The sequence below is a fragment of the Pseudoalteromonas sp. MMG033 genome (assembly GCF_057197785.1).
Map to the genome: position 1 here is coordinate 3,069,390 of NZ_CM170070.1, position 19,187 is coordinate 3,088,576.

Genomic DNA, 19,187 nt, shown 5'->3' on the forward strand with positions numbered 1-19,187 from the left:
TATACTAGCATTTTATTTTTGGTATATCTCTCCATTGAGTTGTGTATTTAGGAGATAAAAACTCTCGCTTCATAGCCCAATCACTATTTTGTACTTCACTGCCCAACCTAGCGGCAGTGACGCCATATCTTTTGTTGATTTGGTCCAATATATTCATAAGCTCTGGGTTGTCTTGTGACTGGCTAAACATATCAGTCTGCTGAAAGTTGTCATCTTCTAGTTCAATCGCTCCGATACCTGCTTTGTAATAGCGTACACCTGGTTTAAACAGTTCATCAAACACATTACTGACGGCCTCTGCAAATACGGTGCTATCACACGATGCAACAGGAAGAGATTGAATGAAGGACTTTTTATAGTAAAGGTCTTCATGCGGGGAGGAATGTGCAAAAATAACGATGCGTTTCGCCAGTGAGCTCTGCTGTCTGAGCTTTTTGGTGACTATTGAGCAATGAGTTGCTAGCGCGGCCTTTAGTGCTGCAGGATTCGTTACGCGCTCTCCAAAGCTGCGAGTGCTATATATCTCTTTTTTCCTCTGTTTAACGTCATCCCATGATAAGCAGGTATTGCCATTGAGCTCTTCCACAGTTCGCTCTAATACGACACTGAACTGCTTACGTATATACTTTGGGTTTTGGTTTGCGAGGTCTAGGGCTGTATTGATTCCCATAAGTGAGAGTTTTTTAGTGAGGCGGCGACCCACGCCCCAGGCATTGCCTAAATCCATTCTAGCTAATATTTCTTTACGAGAACGCTTCATCGTGAATTACGGCAACGCCAGACGCACCATGGAACTTTTTAGCCGCATGATTTGCAGCTTTTGCAAGGGTTGGTCTTGGCCCAAAGCCGACACCTACAGGGAGCTTGGTCTTCCGCCAAACAGATCGGCGGATCAATTGGCCGTACTCATACCAGCTATCAACTATTGACGAATACCCATCAAATTTTAGAAAAGCCTCATCGATTGAATATACATAATGTTGATCACTAAATTGATTGATGGTGTTCATCATCTTGTCTGAAAGGTCTGCGTACAGCTCATAATTAGATGATCGGATCACTACACCAGCTTTTTCGAGATGATGTTTAAGTTTGAAGTAGGGCTCAAATTTTGGCACACCAAGCTTTTTAGCTTCGGGCGAAGCTGCAACAATACAACCATCGTTGTTTGAAAGCACAACAACAGGTTTATTTCTAATAGTGGGGTCAAATACTTTCTCTGCAGAAGCGTAAAATGAAGTGGCATCAACTAACGCATACATTTTGAAAGCTCTATATTCTTCTTGAACAGACGAACTGCGCTAATCACAACGCCTTCCAATTGAAATGTATCCGCTTCGTGAATTGAGACTGGCGCAAATAAGTGGGAAGCCGAGAGTAGTTTCTTGCTTTGCATATCAATTATTTTACACACAAATTCACTATTGTAGTTTGCAACGATCACATCAAAGTTTTTGGGCTCTACAGAGCGGTCAACAATTAAAACGTCCCCGTCAAATATTCCTATGCCTTGCATGGAGTCACCTGCAGCAAGGCCGATGAATGTAGCGTTTGGATGGCTAATTATTAATTGATCTAGAGATAAGCCTAATTCTTTGTACTCAGAGGCTGGTGATTCAAAGCCTGTAATACCGGCTTGCGCTTTAATTGGGATAACTTTCATATAGCAAAAATAGATACTGTATATATGCACAGTATAATATTGAGTTCTACTAAGTGCAATAAAGTTAATTATTTCGTGTTAGAGGGGTTCTCCGAGCTTTAATCTAGCGCTAAGTTGGCCTTTTAAACTGAGGAGAAAAAAATGGCAATGTCATATGTAATTCTTGGTGGAGACTTAGATCGTGCAACCAGAGTAAGGCTAGCTGTTTTGAAGGGCTGTGCAATGGATGAATCAGCAAGGTTAATTAATCGAGAGGACTTAGAAGGATATGGAAACGAGCTTTTCAGAGATCTTAAACTTAGCGTAACTACATTTTTATATCTAGCAAATGGTAATGGGGAGAACATTAGCGATGAAGTATTCACAAAAATCATGAAGTGGTTTAACTGTCGTCTCTAACTACTGTATAAGGTTGACGGGTAAAAAATTAATGAATAAAAGTGGGGTAAGTAATTGAATAGGGAGAGGAAAGCTGGTCGGCATAGCAGGATTTGAACCTGCGACCCCTGACACCCCATGACAGTGCGCTACCAAGCTGCGCTATATGCCGACTTGGTTGTCACTATAATGATTTTATTTTAAAAGGCAATAACTAATTGGTTTGTTTGGACATTAAATGGTCATAAAGCAGTTTTTGCATGCTGAGTGCTGCGTTTTACCCTGTTAAATTAGGCTAATTAGGTGTTTTTTGCTTAGCGTTTGTCGTATTTATCAGTACTTTAACTGTATCGCATTTTTTAAATATTATATTATTAATATATTGATTTAACTTAATAAAATAACTTTTTCGTATATCAAATAGGGACGTGGTTTGTTAGCATAATCGCGATGGTTGCAATGATGCGACCTCATACCTAGTAAAACATAAGGAAAAGTAAATGTTTAAACTCGCTCTATTGTCAGCTGCAGTATTTGCTGCAAGTTCTGCAAACGCTGTTGTTTTGGTTGAAAATACAGTCAGCCATAATGGTGTGCTGGTGCCAGCAACATCTCATGAGGTGGTTGTAACAGGTGTTGCCAGCAATTTACATGCAGATCCAGGTGCTGTTTCACTGAAAAAGAACCCTGACGGCTCGTTTGGCTTAAGTTATAAAGAGTGGGAGTATTTAGATGGTACGCATACCAACGAAACCATCTCGACGCTTACATTAGGGGCTGGTATCCACACTATGGCCGATGGGTCAATCTGGGAAGTGGGCGTACTTGATATGAGTATTGCTAGCCAAACGTTTGAATTTTCTCAGCAGTATGATCAAGTACCCTATTTATTTCTAAGTCCGCAATCAGATAACAGTGGTTTTGCATACGTTGCCAGAGCCAATAATGTTAACCAGATCGGTTTTAACGCTAAAATTCAATATCAAGAATTACAAACAACTGGAAATACTCGGGTTTCACAAAAAGTTGCTTATTTGGCTGTGTATGCGCCTAACAAAACGGGTCAGTTGGACTCAGGACAAACTTACAACTTAAACCAAGCTAAAGTTAACGAGCAGACAATTAAGTTTGAAAACCATGAGCTGTTTTTACAAGAAGAACAGTCAAAAGATGCTGAACTCACTCATATGCATGAAGTGATCAACATGCTAGATATCGACGGTCATTTATTTGCTCAAGATATTACGACTACTGGTGGTGATACGGTAACTATTCGTGCAAACAAAAATATTCAACCGGCGTCAGGTAGCACAAGCTGTAAAATGATCCTAGAGAAAAACCCAGATGCATTGTCTGGTTATTATACGTTGGATCCTGACGGGGTAGGCGGTCTGGCTGAATTTACTACTTTCTGTGATATGGAAAATCAAGGTGGCGGCTGGACATTAATGGCCATTCGTTATGTGCCGGGTAAAGAGTACAGCAGCGCAAACAATTACGCGTCACATTATACTGAGACGCAAAATATCACTTCGTTTGTGGATAATTTCCATTTGACTGATCCTCAGTGGTTCCATTTCAAGAATAATAGCCAAGAAATGATGCTGACTATGCGTGATGCAGGCTATTACGGCATTGCTGATATCTCTAAATTTGAAAGCGCAAACTGTATTCCACTGCAAGACACGCTTGGTTTAAATCACGGTTTAACAGGGGAAAGCATATTCAGACTTTATTGGTTTGAAGATGGGGTATGTGATGGCAAAGGTGGTAATTTCTCCATGCTTAACTATGCGAATATTTATGGTGGGACGTACTTTAAATCGACCAATATTGGTTCGAAAATAGTCGGTGGCACAACATACATCTTTGTAAGATAAAATAAAAAGGGAGCTTTCTATTAGGAAGCTCCCTGATTTTAATTAGGCGTTTTCAAGCCTAAAACTTGGTCACGAGCCACTTATCATTGCGGCTAAAGTACAAGGTGCGTACCTTGCCTTTGCCTTCCACGTTGACCATATTGACCTGTGCAGGCCAAAGGTCTCTCAGTGAGCCGTTATACATTTTTAAGCCTTGTACTTCCTTGGGTAGAGTTGTTTCTTGATAAACCCAAAAAAACTTACCTTCAACTTCAAAACCTACATTGGTTAATTCGACTGACTGGTCATTCAGCGCTTTCAACTGAAAGTGCTTCGCGACGTAATCTGCAAACTGTTGTTGGGTTGCTTTTGAATTAAGGATATCGGCTTTTTTATCAAATAAAGACTGGACCGCATGCTCAGTATCGTGCAGATAAAAGCGATGCATGATCTCTAATTGGCCTGAGTTTTTATTGAATAAAACCGTGGTTTCAGCTGCTTTTTGTTGATGTGCAAAAACCACAGCGCTGAGCAATAAAGTCAGTGTAATGATGAAACAATGTAGGTAGTTAGTCATTACTTACTTCCTTTTTATCACTTTTAAGCTCTGTTTTGATATCTTGCATGATGTCGCGTTTGACCTTGATTTTACTCTTGGCTTTTTTATACGCTTCAACACGAGAAGGAATGATACGGCGTGGATAGTGGTTGTTTTCTACATCCACATCGGCCGTTTCCCAACCAGGGTCGACAACCACGTTGGTCAGTACTTTATCTTTGTCGGTGACGATTAGCTTGCGAACGTGCTTAGGCGTTCTGCGCCAGATCTCAGCAGGGATATATTGGCTCTCTTTACTACCATCTTCATAGGTTAGCTCGAGCAAAATCGGCATCACTAAACCGCCAATATTCGAAAACTCCAGTACATAATAGTTTTTGTCTTCTTCTAGTGCGCGGGCAAGTGTTTTACGCTCCCAAGGCTTAAGGGAGTCTAAGAACTCTTTGTACTCGTTGCGCTCTTTATTGGTGACGGTGAATCTGTCATTGTCATCATAAAAGTCTGTAATATCTGGGTTGAGCTCTACCCACAACTTTTTGCCTTCGGCTTTGTTGCGTTCAACAAATAATGAAGAAGGCTTATCTTGTTCAAACTGACGCTGACGCGAAAAATCGATGTCAGGATCATAAGTGTCTAAGCGCATCTGATAAATTTTATCGATGGAGATATCGACATGATCGGTTGAGTAGAACCAACCGCGCCAGAACCAGTCTAGGTCAACACCTGAAGCTTCTTCCATGGTACGGAAAAAGTCAGACGGGGTAGGACGTTTAAATCGCCACCGCTCTGAGAACTCTTTAAATGCAAAATCAAACAGTTCACGACCGAGGATCACCTCACGCAAAATGTTCAATGCGGCAGCGGGCTTAGTGTAGGCATTGGGGCCTAAATTCAAAACGCTATCAGATTGCGTCATGATTGGTACCTGATTTTCAGATTTCATGTAGCCGACAATGTCTCTTGGCTCAACACCCCAAGGAATGTTTGGATCCCATTCGCGTCCTGCTACGCCATCTAAAAAGCTGTTTAAGCCCTCATCCATCCATGTCCACTGGCGCTCATCAGAGTTAACTATCATTGGAAAGTAAATATGCCCGATCTCATGGATCACCACGCCAATTAAAAAGCGTTTTTCTGCTTGAGAATAGGTACGGGTACCATCGTCTTGCAGCTCGGTGCGTGGACCATTGAAGGTGATCATGGGATATTCCATGCCGCCGACAGGGCCATTGACTGATTGTGCAGTTGGGTAAGGGTAATCGAAAGAAAAGCGTGAATAGACTTCCATGGTGTGGATCACAGACTCAGTTGAGTACTTTTTCCACAGGTCGCCGCCTTCTTTGGGATAGAATGACATGGCCATAACCAAAGGCATCTCTTCACCGCCTTGCTCGTAGCCGCGTGCATCCCACATGAACTTGCGCGATGACGCCCATGCGAAGTCACGGACATTTTCTGCTTTAAACTTCCAAGTTTTACGCTTGTTTGTGCCCGCTTTTTCGTTTTCAAGCGCTTCTTCTTCGGTAACGATAAAGACTGGGCGTTTGGCCGTTTTGGCAGCTTTTAAACGATTACGCTGGATTTTGCTTAACACGTCTTTTGGGTTGGTTAATACACCCGTGGCACTGACAATGTGGTCGGCAGGCACATCGATTTCCACTTCATAATCGCCGAACTCTAATGTGAATTCACCACGGCCCAAAAACTCTTTGTTAGTCCATGCTTCATAGTCTGTGTAAGCATGGAGTCTTGGGAACCACTGCGCTAACAAGAATATATCGTTACCGCCTGGACGCGGATCATCAGCAAAGTGCTCATATCCTGAGCGGGCAGATACAGCGTCTTCTTCTACGATGTTAAATGCAAAATCAATGGCAAATTTAACCGAGTCACCTGATTTAAGTGGTTTGGGTAAGTCTATTCGCATTTGCGTACCGACGATGGTAAAGCTGAGTTTCTTGCCACGATGGTCAGTCACTGCGCTTATTTCATAGCCCAGTTCATTGTCCGTCATAAACTGTTGGCGTCTGAGTTCACCTAAGCTGATTTTTGCTGGCTTATTTTCATCACCGTGCTTGGTGTAAGGGCCTCGGCGACCAACGCCACCAAAGTTATTTGCCATATTGGCAATGGAGTCATCTTTAAAGATATTCTGATCGAGTTGCACCCAAAGGTACTTTAAACGATAAGGGGAGTTGTTGTGGTAGGTGATTTTTTCATGACCTGTCAATCGACGTTTTTGCTCATCAAGTGAGACCTTGATCTTATAATCTACCTTTTGTTGCCAGTATTGTTGTCCTGGCTCCCCCGCAGCATTGCGATACACGTTTGGTGTTGGCAACACTTCGTCTAATTGTCGGAACTTGTCTTCAAAGTTCCCTTTCGTTTGATTTATTGCGGATGCATTGGTAACGCTTGAAAATACCAGCGTTGCAAATGCGGCAATGAGTATTGATGTGTTTGTTTTCATTTTATTTTCTTTCTTTGATTCGCTTATTAAAGCTGTTTTACAGCTGGTTTTTATGGATACTTGTAATCCCCTCCTTTGTTTAAAGTTTTGTTGAAAATAATCTAATAAATTATTGTCAGTAAGTGTTTATTGATGGGCTACCAAACAAGTAAGCAGAGTAGCTTCAAGATCTGGACTTAGGTTTTCACCAATGATCTCAATGCGGCTTTCAAGGCATTCGTCTAGCTCTACCTCTGTTGTGCCATCGGCTGTTTTGTTATAGCCAAAAATGCCATCCATGGTGATAAACACTGCTTTTAAACGCTCCGCGTCGACACTTGTGACAAATACCCTCAGCTTATCGCGGTCAAATACTTGATCAGGGGCGAAACGCCAGCCCACACTGACAAAGCCTTCTCCTTCATTTTGAGCTTTTAGGAAGCCATCTTCAGGGAAGGGCTCTGCGTTAATGTCTCTTGCAGGATCGGCATCATGGTGATGGTGGTGATGACAAGGCGGTTTAGCGTTATTGATGGTTTTGCCGCTAAGCCACTGGGGGTTGAGTTGCCCGTGTGAACAAAACTCTAATTGCTTACTCTCAAAGCCTTTTTCGGCCAAAAATAGCTCAAGCTGTGTTTTTTGAGTGCCCTGATATAAATCTAGTTTATTGCCAACAACAACATCAGCGATGGCGATTTGCTGATTAAACGTGGCATGCTCTGTGTAGCGGGTATCAGTGAGGCTTCGTGCATCGACTAGGGTGATGACTTTTTCGAGGCTAAGCAATTGCTGGTAATATTGATTTGATAATAATTGCAGTACTTCTAAGGGGTGTCCAAGCCCTGTGGGTTCAATGAGTAAGCGATGCGGCTTAGCTTCACTGAGTAGTTGATTGAGTGCAATTTGCATTGGCAAGCCAGATGCACAGCACATACACCCACCGGGTACTTCGCGAATATATACTTGTTCGTCTTTTTTCCCGCTGAGTAAATTACCATCAATGCCAATCTCACCAAACTCATTGACCAAGATAGCCCATCTTTCATCCTCAGGCTTTTGCGCAAGTAGGTGCTTAATTGCGGAGGTCTTACCAACCCCTAAAAATCCGGTGATGATGTTAGTTGGAATAGCCGATATCGACTGATTATCACTTTGCATTACATACTCCAATTTTTCACACTTGTGTGACGGTTGCCGCGCATTATATTTGAAATGTTATACTATAACAATTATTGTCTTTCGAAGAATGGTGTTCATCCTATTGTTAATGGTCTCTTAATATAAGTTAGTGGATTTAATGGCTTTGAATGGCAAGGAGAACAAAAAAAGCGGCAGATTAACTGCCGCTTTTTTAGATTAAGGTGAGGGGTAATTTACTTGCGCCAAATACCTTTAGGAAGCGTTTTTGCTATTTCAGGTCGGCTGCTTGGGTCAAACTTAGGTGTTTTACCTTCTTTAAGCTGGGCTTTGTAGTCTTTTGCAAGCCAGATCACAATACCCGACAACATGAATAACGCAGCAACGTTCACAATGGCCATCATACCCATTGAGATGTCAGCCAGTGTCCAAATCAGACCAAGCTCACCCACAGCACCAAACATCACCATACCTAATACACATAGACGGAAGACCATCATGGCCGTCTTGTTTTTCTGCAAGAACATTAGGTTAGTCTCGGCGTAGCTGTAATTTGCCACAATTGACGTAAAGGCAAAAAGGAAAATAGCAATAGCAATGAAGACTGCACCCCATTGACCAACGTGTTCTACAAGGGCTGCCTGTGTTAACGCAATGCCTGTCACGCCTGATTCAGGCACCAGCTGGTTTGACAGTAAAACAAGGGCTGCAGTTGCACTACAGATCACAATGGTATCGACAAATACGCCGAGCATTTGCACGTAGCCCTGTGATGCTGGGTGATTTGGGTTGGGTGTTGCACTTGCTGCAGCGTTTGCCGCACTACCCATACCGGCTTCGTTAGAGAACAAGCCGCGCTTAATACCTTGGATCATCGCCTGCATAACGGCATAACCTACTGCACCGCCAGCTGCTTGCTCTAAACCGAATGCGCTGTTAATCACCTGCATGAATACATCTGGTAGTAGCTCTAAGTTGCTAAAACACACATACAGTGCAACTAACAAATAAGCTAATGCCATGAAAGGTACAACGAGCTCTGCAAAGCGTGCGATGGTTTTTAGGCCACCAAAAATGATGAACGCAGAACCAATAACAAGCACAATGCCCATTACATATTTAGGTACATCAAATGCCACTTCAAATGCTGCAGCAATGGAATTTGATTGTACTGCATTGAATACTAAGCCAAAAGCAAGGATCAGGCAGAGTGAGAATAATATCCCCATCCAACGTTTGTTTAATCCATACTCCATATAATATGCTGGCCCGCCTCGGTAGTTGCCGTCTTCATCTTTCACTTTATAAAGCTGAGCGAGCGCGCTTTCTGCAAAGCTGGTAGCCATACCAATTAAGGCGATAAGCCACATCCAGAAAATAGCACCTGCGCCGCCTAAATAAAGGGCGACCGCCACACCGGCCATATTACCAGTGCCAACACGTGCTGCGAGGGAGGTACAAAATGCCTGAAATGAAGAGATACCTTCATCTGCACCGCTTCGGCTGTTGGCCATGACTTTGATCATATGCGGGAATTGAGCAAATTGAATAAACCCAAGTCGGATTGTAAAGAAAACACCGGCTGCGATCAGGAGGTATATAAGAATATGTCCCCACAACAGGCCGCTGATTTGATTAAAAAACTCAGCCATCGGATATCCTTTAATTTAAGGTAACGAATAATTTTGAGCGCGTAACTTACCACAACTTATCATCTATACGAAATTACTGCGTCGAATTCAATTGTACAGTATTGTTTGCATAGCGTGTGTTTACAAAGCTTAGGCGTCAATTCACCTTATGAAATTAAGCTTTGCCAAGTGAGGTTGTCTAAATCTGGCAAAAAGTTCAGAGACTGTAATTTGTCGTGCCAATTCATTACTAAATAAGAGATATCGTCAAAGTAAGGCATTGCGAAATATAGGCACACAGCTGTTATCCCAAGTTGGGATATAGAAGTTAAAGGATATCTTAAATCAATGAGCTTCATCGCTGTGCCAAAGGAAGCTTTGAGCTCTTTGTTGTCTATATCGACGCTGTAACATTCATCTAGGTTAAATGCGTCATTGCACCGACAAACACAAATAAGCAGCAAAGTAGAACGATGTGCAAGCTCATGCCAAGCAAAATGGTGCCATGAAATGTGAGCAAGCAAAACATGATGACTGCCGAGATGGAGTGTAAGGTGGCGCGATGTACTGTAAAGTGCTCAAAAATAGGCTTAATCACATACATAAAGCCTGCATAGATCAGTGCGCCTATGAGCCAGGTCTCGATGACTGAATTAAATTGGTAATTCAGCAGTAAAATACCCGCCACCAGAATAGCAAAAATACTAAACAGGCTATTGAGCGATTTAGACTTATCTGAGTCAAGATCAGGTAATAACCCAGCTAGTGCGCCAACGATGAATAACCCAAGCGCTTGAAAGCCATTTACCTCTGTGATGCTCAATAGCAGTGAACTGAGCGTCGCGCTAACAATGGTGGACGCTTTTAAATGTGTAGAGAAATTCGCCATAGTACTTCCAAGTAGCTGAATAAATTAAGTAATACTGGATTAATACACTTGGTTGCTAGTGTACATGAAAAACCAAGACGCGCACATTGCTAGATGTTAAGCCCGTTATTTATGGAGAATAAGTGCAGCTGTAATATGGTGTAATGTTCTTTATTTAACCAGTTGGCTAGCCTTAGACAGTTAACACGACAAACGAATCTGTTTCGTTGAGCTGCCCTTGACTGGCTTAGGAGTGATCTTTTTATGCACTTTCTTAATCCCATGCTGCAAAATCACCCAATGGAAAGCGCGTTTATTCAAACTTGGCTTAATCGACTGGCAGATAAATATAGCTCTAATGTATTTTCAAACTTCAGCAGTGGCTCGGCCTGTGCGAATACTGAAATGTTTATCGATGTGTACGATAGCCGTTATGAAGGTGCAATCTATCGAGACTTCTTACACTCAGATTCTAAAGTGCAGGCGCTATCAATTTGCAATGGTCAACTACTCAGGGTAGGTACTTTTGACGCGGTCTATCAGGAGGCGAAAAGGCGTCCAACCATGTTAAGAGTTCATAGCTTGCAAGGGGGAGAAGTGATCACGCCGAGCTGTGTTACTGTGCACAGCTACCTTGTAGAGTCCGCATTGTGTCGTGGTTACGCAGATGTTGGTTTATTTGGCTTATGTGGCAGTGCTAAACGTGTAATGCATGATTACAATTTATCCTATGTGTTCAATACATTGGATTATTTGAACAGCAGCTTGGATAAAGGTGATTGTCTTTTTTGTTTTGGGTTAGATCCCTATCTACTTAATTGGGGCAAACCCCTAAGTGCTTTAAATGTTGCTGCACTGGATGAGTTGGCCTTAGCCCGTCCCGTTTGCATTGTAAGTAATAACTTTTCGATGGCGTTTGTGAATAGTGCGCTGTTAGAAAGAATAGAACAAAGTGTCATTGGCAGATCGCCTGCGTTTAGTGGATTTATCGAATCGATTAAGACTTTGGGTTATGTTGATGCAGAGGGCATGTCTATTTTGCCTTGGGCGTTTAGTGATAAGGAGCTATTGGGGCAGCTAGGTAAGCTTCCTAGTACATTTAATACGATTGTAGATCAGGGTAAAAAGCGTGGGATCAGCCACTTTGAGGTCGCGTTACAAAGCCACTTTGTAGAATTATTGCTTGATAACCTTATTCAAAGTAATTCTGACAAACATCGTTTTTCCACTTATTACACCTATCAAACTCATATTGACGAGCTTGCGCGGGTAGATCATTGCGAGGTGATGAAAACATCTCAATTAGAGCGCCTTGATGAAAAGGTGTCAGTTGCCATCGCTATCGGCCGATTGGCATCATGCGGCTATAAATGGGTGCACGACTATCACTATGATGAATTATTTGTGCCTTGCAATCGCATTTTACACAACGGCAGTAATTTATGCCTGCATAGTGATTTTCCGCGAGAGCCTTTGTGTCCACTTCGATTAGCCGAAATTGCTACTGAGCGCGATATTGAAGCTATGCCAGAAAACTATTCTTGCGATGAGCGCACATTAGACCCAGGACAATGCCTCACGCGTTTACAGGCATTGGCAGCGATCACGCACGGTGCTGCACGCCATGCAAAAGTAGCGAGCTTTAACGAACTTGGTGGTGCAGCGCATTATATGAAGTTAGATCATGACCCGCTTATCGACAATACACGTTGGCGAGATATAAAAGCAGCCTTGCTATGAACATCAATTTAAAGTGTACATATAGGAAACATTTAGAAACGATTTGTATCTAATTCGTGACGGATCTTAAATCTAAAAGCTGCTTTAATCAGTGAGTGTAATGGAGTGTAATAATTTCATATGTCACAATAAAGTTAAGTTTCAGCATTAAGGCACTGACATGATCGCAACTATATTTAAATCATTATTTTTTAAAGCGCTGAAAAATGAAGCAAGCAGAAAAATTGCTAAGTCTGTCGTGGAAGGCGCAGTTGATAAAGGCGTTGATTATTTTAAGGCCCGTGGAAAAGTCCATATACCTTCCCATGATGAGGCACAAACTCTCGGTTTAATTACAGGGCTAAATAACTTAGCGAGCAAGAATTTACCAGATGGCGAATACCCATTGAGATTGGAAAAGCAAACACTGTTAGTGACTATGCGCAATCAAGGGGTGGTGAATATTCAATATGTAAATAAAAATACCTCTGACTAACCTTACAAAACGACCACAGCTTAATGGCCGCTTTGCCTCTTTGACATATTTCGTCCAAAAACCTCTATAACCACCTGTTTTTATTTGCTTTATCTCGTTTTTAAGTGTTAAAGCAATGCCATTCCAATAGGAATAATCCAGTATTTAAAATATCAAGATAAAGAATTTATCCTGCTATTTATGAAATAATATTATATAAAATATATTGTATGCAATATTGCTATTATGTTAAAAAAGTGTGCCCGGTTAGTGGGTTTGGATACACATTTTAAAAGGTAATATTATGAAAATACAATCACTTGCTTTAGCGCTATCCTTGGTAGCGTGTAGTTTACAGTCTTTTGCTCATCAAGTTAATGAACGAGCTTTTAAACCTTTGCAAACATCTCAACTACAACACCTAAATCACGGTGATGAGCATGGTCAAGTAGTGCATGATAACGCGCCAACTGCACAAAATACTCTGCTCAATCACACGGAGAGTGCTCTTAATTCTGCCCTTATGACAATGAAGACACAGGCTGCTGTCGTGCAGTGTGACATTAATTTGTTGGCGCAAGCGAATGATGCGAGCATTGCTGATCTGGTTGTGCAGCAAGGCGCAAGTTGTGTTAATGAATTATTTAGTGCATCGAGTAACCTTCAAATATCCGTATTTACGACAGAAAAAATGCGTGCAGCAGCAATTCGTGCAAAGTCATTGGCGACGAGTTATGACGGCAATGGCAGTGCGGCTTTAGAGGCCTTATTTCTATTTATCCGTGCAGGTTATTATGTGGAGTTTTATAATGATTCGGTGAGCTTTGGTTCGAGTCTAAAACCTGAGGTTCGTGCGGCCCTAGACGAGTTTGTAAAAAGTCCGCATTTTTACACCAATTCAGATGCTCATGGCAAAGTATTGAAAGAAGTGATCACGTCAATGGACTCTTCTGAAATGCAAGATGTCTATTTGCCAGTTGTTAAAGCATGGCTATTAAAGTGGCAGCAGTCTTACGCGGATAAATGGTATATGCGCAGTGCGGTAAATGGCATTTTTACCATACTGTATCGTGGGCAGTGGAATGCGGAGTTTGTGGCAAAGGTGCAATCAGACAGTGAGCTGGTAAACATGCTTGCTGAATTTACAAAGCAAAACTGGATGATTGGCTCAGATGCCGAATACCTGATCATCAACTCAGCCAGTGAGTTAGCGAGATTAAAAACCTATAAAAACGCCCCAATTCAGCCGATGGTTGATACGGCGTTGAAAGACTTATTTAGCCGTTTTGAAAGCTTTGGTTATGGAGATGGGATCTGGCTCGCTGCGGCAGATGTGGCAACGTATTATGCTGATTGTGACACCTTTGGCATTTGTAATTTTGAACAAACCCTGACACAAAAAGCATTGTCTCAAACACATCAATGTAGTCCAACAATTCGGATCCGTTCACAAAATATGACTGCGCAGCAGCACCTCTCGGCGTGTCAGACGATGGCGCTTGAAGAAACGCGCTTTCATCAAATGCTCGCAACCAACCAAACTCCCGTGGCTGATGACAACAACACCATGTTACAGGTGAATATTTTTGATAGCAGCAATGACTATGGCAAATATGCTAAAGCGATTTTTAAGATTGATACCAATAATGGCGGCATGTACTTGGAGGGTGACCCCAGTAAAGTCGGTAATCAGGCTAATTTTATTGCCTATGAGGCAAGCTATGCCAAAGCGGACCACTTTGTTTGGAACCTAGAGCATGAATATGTACATTACCTTGATGGCCGATTTGATTTGTATGGTGATTTCAATGCGCCAACTGAAGCGATTGTTTGGTGGAGTGAAGGGGTTGCCGAGTATGTCGCTAACTTAAATGATAATCAGGCAGCCATCGATACGATTAAAGATGGCAGTACCTATCGTTTGAATGAGATATTTGCGACGACGTATGCAGGCTTTGATCAAGACCGAATTTATCGTTGGGGTTACTTAGCGGTGCGCTTTATGTTTGAACGCCACTTTGAAGAGTTGAAAGTCATGCTTAACCACACCAGAGAAGGAAACTGGTCGGGGTACAAGACAACAGTCGATGGTTGGGCACAGCGCTATGATCAGGAGTTTACGCAATGGACATTAGCACTTGCAGGAAGTGACGACAATAAAGCACCCCTTGCATTTATCAACGGGCCCTACTCAGGCACGATTGGCAATGACATCCAGTTTAGTAGTCAAGGTAGTTCAGATCCGGAAGGGCAAGTACTGACTTATTTATGGCAATTTGGTGATGGTGCGCAAAGTACCAGTGCAAACCCGACTCATATCTACAGTGCACAGGGGACTTATACAGTTTCGCTAACCGTGAGCGACCCGCAAGGTGCGCAAGCCAGTGTGTCGACCTCGGTAGAAGTATCAGAAACGGCCAATAACGTGGTGACACTGCTTAAAGGGCTGCCTGTCACAGTGGCTGCTGAGCAAGATGCATTTAAGTATTTTAAACTCACTTTACCGTCAGGCGCCACTAATTTAGTGATCGCGACGTCAGGTGGTTCAGGCGATGCTGACCTTTATGTTAAACAAGGACAATTACCGACACTGGATCGTTATGATTGTCGTCCGTATGTTGGCGGCAATGCCGAAAGATGTGATATCGCGCAGCCATTAACCGGTGACTATTTCATCATGTTGCGCGGATATAACCACTTTGACAATGTAACCTTGGTTGCTGACTTTACACCGCCAGCTTCTACTTTACCGGATCTGTGTGCTACCCAAGGTGGTTTATCTGGCGGCAGGTTAAACGCGGGCGCGCCTGTTTGTTTGGCAGCGAGTCAAGCACCTATGTGGTTTAGCCTAGAGAATGTGCAAGAGCAGGGTAGTATTAGTATTCAAACAGCACATGGCAGTGGTGACTTAACTTTAGAATACAGTAACCAAGGCTGGCCGAATGACACCAATGTTGAGGCGCGTTCTGCATTGGAAGGAAACAGCGAGTGTATTAATCTGACCGGACAAAGCCAATATTGGGGTTACCTTAAAGTATCTGGTATGCACCAAGGGGCAACAGTGTTAGTTCGGTACAATGAAGGTTATTGCAACTAACTTTATTGTGTAAAACTTGATGACTAAACAGCGACAGGATAAATTATAACTAGAGCTGTTTAGTCATTGTCAGGGTGTATGTTGCTAAAGTTATTTGTACTGGGTGTCTTTGCCCTTTTATCAATGAGTGTGAAAAGTGAGCAGCTAGAGCGCTTAAGCTTGTTTACTTACCATAACAAACCGCCTTATATCGAGAGTTTGGCGGATAAAAAGGGCTTGTACTTTGACATTGTCAATCTGTTAAACGAGTTTCAGCCTAAGCTGCAATATGAGCTGGTGTTTATGAGCAAAGAGCAGATCCGGCAGCAACTTGAACGGAACACGTTAGCAGGTGCCGTATTGGGCGTGAACCCTTTATGGTTTGACGACGTTGAACAGCAAAAGTTTGTCTGGAGTGACCCGCTTTTTTATGACACAGATGAATTTGTCTCCAGCATAAAAAAACCGTTTGATTATCAAAGCCAAGCGTCGCTGCATGGAAAAAAATATGGCGGCGTCGAAGGCTATTATTACCCCAAGTTGGCAGAAGCTGAGCGAAGGGAGAAGCTGACAAGGGTGGATGCTAAGAGTGAGAAAGAGTTACTTGAGCTGATTTTACAGCAAAAGCTCGACTTTGCCGTGGTAAGCCGTCCCACCTTTTTTTACTTTGCTAAGAAAAACGGCTGGTGGACCAGCTTGTCTTTGTCACATCAATCCCATCAAAAATATTATCGGGCGATACTGATCCCAAAAGATAATAAGTACCAGTTTGGACCTTTACAAAAGATAACGGGATCGCTTCCATTTAAAAAATACATGAAGGAATTAGTGAGCTCGTATCACATCCCTGAATAAAAAAGCTGATTTAATAAAGCGGATTCAAGATCCGCTTTATTCAGTTGCTTACCAAGACCCTGTGTTTGGCATAGATAACCAAGGCTCTTGCGGCTCTAGTGGTTTGTCTTTTTGCAGTAGTTCAATTGAAATACCGTCAGGTGATTTGATAAACGCCATATGTCCGCATCTTGGCGGGCGATTGATTGTCACACCAGCTTGTTGAATTTTGTCACATAGTGCGTAAATGTCATCCACAGCAAATGCTAAGTGTCCAAAGTTTCTGCCACCAGTGTACTCTTCCGTATCCCAGTTATAGGTGAGCTCAATCGTAGGTGAAAAGGTGTCTTGTGCTTGTTCTAATTGGCCAGGTGCAGCCAAAAAAACGAGTGTAAAGCGACCTTTTTCACTGTCCTTGCGCTTAATTTCAACCAGCCCTAGTAGGTCACAATAAAATTTAAGAGATGCGTCTAAGTCTTTTACGCGCACCATAGTATGTAAAAAGTTCATAACTTGCCCCTTTTGAATATGCCCAACATAATATGGGCAAACGCTCACTTCGCAAGGGGCAATCGACGTATAGCTTAATATTCTGCGCTTAAAGTCACGCCGCTATAAGTTTCATAAGCCCTAACACCAAGGTGCCATGTGCCCGCAGTCGGGTTGGTAATGGTGCACGTTTCAGTGTTGCCATTTTCATAAGGGCGACAATCATACGATGAGGTTGTCGGCTGGCTGCCTGAACGAATATACAGATCAGCATCACCAGTGCCGCCGCTTATTTTTACCGTTAATTTAGCTTGGCCAGCAGGCACTTCAAAGGTTTTATAAGTCCAGTTTGACTTACTTGCCGACAGGCCTGTCCATTGTTGTTTGTTACCCGGATCGGCAACTGTGCTGTATGAGCCAACCAGTGAAACACCACTGTAGGTCGCATACCCATTTAGCATGACATAGTACGTACCCGCTTGAATATTTGTGATAGAGCACGACTCATTATTACCATCTTTGTATGGGCGGCAATCATAGCTGGATGTTGTTGGCTCAGACCCAAACTTCACATACATATCTACATCACCGGTACCACCGCTTGAAGTAAACGATAGCTGATTGGTGCTTGCAGGTACTTCCATGGTGTAAATGGTTTTACTGCCTTTTGCGCCAGTCAAACCTGTCGCTGGTACGTCATTTTCAAGAACATTCGGATTTGGTAAATCAGGCGTATCAATAATTGAACGGCCAGATGTGCTTTGTACAAGTGGTAACACATCACCTAAACTGCTTGCATACCACCAGTTTACATTGCCCGGTAATGCCAGTGGGTCTGCCGCACGTTGCTCACGAGATAGGCTATTGGTTGAAGATGAAAACTGCGCCGTTCTTACCTCAAGTTTATTGGGTGTTACAGAGAGCACCTTAAACTGTTGGATACTGGCTAAGTCAATGGTCCAAGATTTAGGGTCATTTGCTGAACGTGCTGGTGCACCCCAACTTCCTTCACCCACGTATACTGTTCCGCCTGTCGTGGTTTTAGCAAAGTTGCTACCTGAAGGTTTGAGCGCTTCAGTGATTTTATTGATATGAGTGTCGGACTCGACTACCAAGTTCATACTGTGGTCGTAAAAGTTATTTGCCCACCATGTATGCAAGATTGTATTGTCAGACTTGCCAGAGTAGTGAGGATACATAGGCTTATGGTACTGAGCTACGCGCCATTTTGCGCTGTTACCTTGACTCTGTAAGTCTTGCTTTAGCCAGTTATTCATCGCTATTGCGTAGCTTGACCAGCCGCTGTTTTTATATTGACTATTTAGTGTATAGACACGAAGCAAGTTAGACACGTTGAAAGCGCCGTAGGTATCAGCATTGGTGCATTGGCCGTCATTGTTATAATCAACCCCAAACACTTGGCACAGGGTTTTGTAGTTATCATCTTCATGGTTGCCATGCGTTGCGACAAATGGATACACACGTTTATAGTTTTGTCCGCCAATCAGATCGCTTGAAAAGGTCAGCTGCCAATCTTTAAGATATTCCTTCATCTCAGAGGCTGAGTTGGCATTGGTATAATCCCCACCGTGCATGATAAACAAAGGTCTGATTTTGGCGACCATTTGGTTGCCTGAACGGCGTGTGGTCCAGCCTGTACGGGTATCACCACCGGCGATGGCAACAAAGCCTGTTGTTGTCGATGTTGGTGCCGTTTTAAACCATAAATGCTGACCACATCCAGTGCTATCACACACACGGTAGTAAATCGCTGAGTCAGCAGGCAGTCCGGTTAGTTTCACAAATTGGTTGCTTAGGCTGCCTGCAAAAGTGTGGCTTGCGGTCACAGCTTTTGTTGTCCAGCTCGACTCGTCTGTACTGGTACCATATTTAACGACGTGATTTGAGCCACCGGCTGGTGTGAAGCCGATAGTTGCTTGACTGCTTGGGTTAGCATCCCAAACTATGCGGTGATAATCACTGCCTGCATAGCAGCTTCCTGTCATGATTAACGTTGAAGCGAGGCCAAAGTGGAGGGCTCTCATAGTTT

Annotated in this window: 14 protein-coding genes, 1 tRNA gene and 1 pseudogene; 6 read left to right on the top strand and 10 right to left on the bottom strand. The window is 42.8% G+C overall.

Going from position 1 to position 19,187, the window contains the following annotated elements; all coding sequences use genetic code 11:
* Nucleotides 1–4 precede the first annotated feature (4 nt).
* Both AC2CZC_RS13490 and AC2CZC_RS13495 read right to left on the bottom strand, forming a co-directional pair.
* Nucleotides 5–1,262: pseudogene (locus AC2CZC_RS13490) on the bottom strand (Y-family DNA polymerase).
* A complete protein-coding gene (locus AC2CZC_RS13495) occupies nt 1,250–1,663 on the bottom strand; it encodes a LexA family protein (protein ID WP_484582168.1) in 414 nt (137 codons plus the stop codon). The pseudogene AC2CZC_RS13490 and the gene AC2CZC_RS13495 overlap by 13 nt, the downstream one beginning before the upstream one ends.
* Before the next feature lie 141 nt (nt 1,664–1,804).
* On the opposite strand from AC2CZC_RS13495, the gene AC2CZC_RS13500 reads away from it, so the two are divergent.
* Nucleotides 1,805–2,062: a hypothetical protein gene (locus tag AC2CZC_RS13500; RefSeq protein WP_484582169.1), complete on the top strand. Its 258-nt coding sequence runs from the start codon at nt 1,805–1,807 to the stop codon at nt 2,060–2,062.
* Nucleotides 2,063–2,136: 74 nt separating this feature from the next.
* Here AC2CZC_RS13500 and AC2CZC_RS13505 read toward each other — a convergent pair.
* Nucleotides 2,137–2,213, bottom strand: a tRNA-Pro gene (locus AC2CZC_RS13505).
* Between the two features lie 328 nt (nt 2,214–2,541).
* On the opposite strand from AC2CZC_RS13505, the gene AC2CZC_RS13510 reads away from it, so the two are divergent.
* A complete protein-coding gene (locus AC2CZC_RS13510; protein WP_484582170.1) occupies nt 2,542–3,921 on the top strand; it encodes a fibrinogen-like YCDxxxxGGGW domain-containing protein in 1,380 nt (459 codons plus the stop codon).
* 58 nt (nt 3,922–3,979) lie between these two features.
* Here AC2CZC_RS13510 and AC2CZC_RS13515 read toward each other — a convergent pair whose 3' ends face one another.
* From AC2CZC_RS13515 to AC2CZC_RS13535, 5 genes are all read right to left on the bottom strand, one after another.
* A complete protein-coding gene (locus AC2CZC_RS13515; protein ID WP_484582171.1) occupies nt 3,980–4,477 on the bottom strand; it encodes a DUF6702 family protein in 498 nt (165 codons plus the stop codon).
* Nucleotides 4,470–6,929 carry a M1 family metallopeptidase gene (locus tag AC2CZC_RS13520; RefSeq protein WP_484582172.1) on the bottom strand — a complete coding sequence of 820 codons (2,460 nt, stop codon included), beginning with the start codon at nt 6,927–6,929 and terminating at the stop codon, nt 4,470–4,472. Before AC2CZC_RS13520 ends, AC2CZC_RS13515 begins: the two co-directional genes overlap by 8 nt.
* A gap of 126 nt (nt 6,930–7,055) precedes the next feature.
* Entirely contained in the window at nt 7,056–8,066 is a 1,011-nt protein-coding gene (locus tag AC2CZC_RS13525; RefSeq protein WP_484582173.1) for a CobW family GTP-binding protein, read from the bottom strand.
* A 215-nt stretch (nt 8,067–8,281) separates the two neighbouring features.
* Nucleotides 8,282–9,697 carry an alanine/glycine:cation symporter family protein gene (locus tag AC2CZC_RS13530; RefSeq protein WP_484582174.1) on the bottom strand — a complete coding sequence of 472 codons (1,416 nt, stop codon included), beginning with the start codon at nt 9,695–9,697 and terminating at the stop codon, nt 8,282–8,284.
* A 397-nt stretch (nt 9,698–10,094) separates the two neighbouring features.
* Complete coding sequence (locus AC2CZC_RS13535) at nt 10,095–10,565, bottom strand: hypothetical protein (RefSeq protein WP_484582175.1); 471 nt, start codon at nt 10,563–10,565, stop codon at nt 10,095–10,097.
* 243 nt (nt 10,566–10,808) lie between these two features.
* On the opposite strand from AC2CZC_RS13535, the gene AC2CZC_RS13540 reads away from it, so the two are divergent.
* The 4 genes from AC2CZC_RS13540 (at nt 10,809) to AC2CZC_RS13555 (ending at nt 16,669) form a co-directional block, all read left to right on the top strand.
* The gene (locus AC2CZC_RS13540) at nt 10,809–12,284 is read left to right on the top strand and encodes an amidohydrolase family protein (RefSeq protein WP_484582176.1); all 1,476 of its coding nucleotides are present in this window, start codon (nt 10,809–10,811) and stop codon (nt 12,282–12,284) included.
* Nucleotides 12,285–12,444: 160 nt separating this feature from the next.
* A complete protein-coding gene (locus AC2CZC_RS13545) occupies nt 12,445–12,759 on the top strand; it encodes a hypothetical protein (RefSeq protein WP_484582177.1) in 315 nt (104 codons plus the stop codon).
* Between the two features lie 283 nt (nt 12,760–13,042).
* Nucleotides 13,043–15,835 (top strand): collagenase, encoded by a 2,793-nt coding sequence (locus tag AC2CZC_RS13550; protein WP_484582178.1) that lies wholly within the window; start codon nt 13,043–13,045, stop codon nt 15,833–15,835.
* Between the two features lie 78 nt (nt 15,836–15,913).
* On the top strand, nt 15,914–16,669 hold the full coding sequence (locus tag AC2CZC_RS13555) for a substrate-binding periplasmic protein (protein WP_484582179.1): 756 nt from the start codon (nt 15,914–15,916) through the stop codon (nt 16,667–16,669).
* Between the two features lie 48 nt (nt 16,670–16,717).
* Here AC2CZC_RS13555 and gloA read toward each other — a convergent pair whose 3' ends face one another.
* Both gloA and AC2CZC_RS13565 read right to left on the bottom strand, forming a co-directional pair.
* Nucleotides 16,718–17,158, bottom strand: coding sequence for a lactoylglutathione lyase (gene gloA / locus AC2CZC_RS13560; RefSeq protein ID WP_063362084.1), 441 nt, complete (start codon nt 17,156–17,158; stop codon nt 16,718–16,720).
* A gap of 74 nt (nt 17,159–17,232) precedes the next feature.
* Nucleotides 17,233–19,182: a pre-peptidase C-terminal domain-containing protein gene (locus AC2CZC_RS13565; RefSeq protein ID WP_484582180.1), complete on the bottom strand. Its 1,950-nt coding sequence runs from the start codon at nt 19,180–19,182 to the stop codon at nt 17,233–17,235.
* Nucleotides 19,183–19,187: the final 5 nt, after the last annotated feature.

Bases quoted from the DNA above. Each gene is read 5' to 3' on its own strand.
- AC2CZC_RS13495 (WP_484582168.1), bottom strand. From the start codon at position 1,663: ATGAAAGTTATCCCAATTAAAGCGCAAGCCGGTATTACAGGCTTTGAA.
- AC2CZC_RS13535 (WP_484582175.1), bottom strand. From the start codon at position 10,565: ATGGCGAATTTCTCTACACATTTAAAAGCGTCCACCATTGTTAGCGCG.
- AC2CZC_RS13500 (WP_484582169.1), top strand. From the start codon at position 1,805: ATGGCAATGTCATATGTAATTCTTGGTGGAGACTTAGATCGTGCAACC.
- gloA (WP_063362084.1), bottom strand. From the start codon at position 17,158: ATGAACTTTTTACATACTATGGTGCGCGTAAAAGACTTAGACGCATCT.
- AC2CZC_RS13540 (WP_484582176.1), top strand. From the start codon at position 10,809: ATGCACTTTCTTAATCCCATGCTGCAAAATCACCCAATGGAAAGCGCG.
- AC2CZC_RS13550 (WP_484582178.1), top strand. From the start codon at position 13,043: ATGAAAATACAATCACTTGCTTTAGCGCTATCCTTGGTAGCGTGTAGT.
- AC2CZC_RS13555 (WP_484582179.1), top strand. From the start codon at position 15,914: ATGTTGCTAAAGTTATTTGTACTGGGTGTCTTTGCCCTTTTATCAATG.
- AC2CZC_RS13545 (WP_484582177.1), top strand. From the start codon at position 12,445: ATGATCGCAACTATATTTAAATCATTATTTTTTAAAGCGCTGAAAAAT.
- AC2CZC_RS13520 (WP_484582172.1), bottom strand. From the start codon at position 6,929: ATGAAAACAAACACATCAATACTCATTGCCGCATTTGCAACGCTGGTA.
- AC2CZC_RS13565 (WP_484582180.1), bottom strand. From the start codon at position 19,182: ATGAGAGCCCTCCACTTTGGCCTCGCTTCAACGTTAATCATGACAGGA.
- AC2CZC_RS13530 (WP_484582174.1), bottom strand. From the start codon at position 9,697: ATGGCTGAGTTTTTTAATCAAATCAGCGGCCTGTTGTGGGGACATATT.
- AC2CZC_RS13510 (WP_484582170.1), top strand. From the start codon at position 2,542: ATGTTTAAACTCGCTCTATTGTCAGCTGCAGTATTTGCTGCAAGTTCT.
- AC2CZC_RS13525 (WP_484582173.1), bottom strand. From the start codon at position 8,066: ATGCAAAGTGATAATCAGTCGATATCGGCTATTCCAACTAACATCATC.
- AC2CZC_RS13515 (WP_484582171.1), bottom strand. From the start codon at position 4,477: ATGACTAACTACCTACATTGTTTCATCATTACACTGACTTTATTGCTC.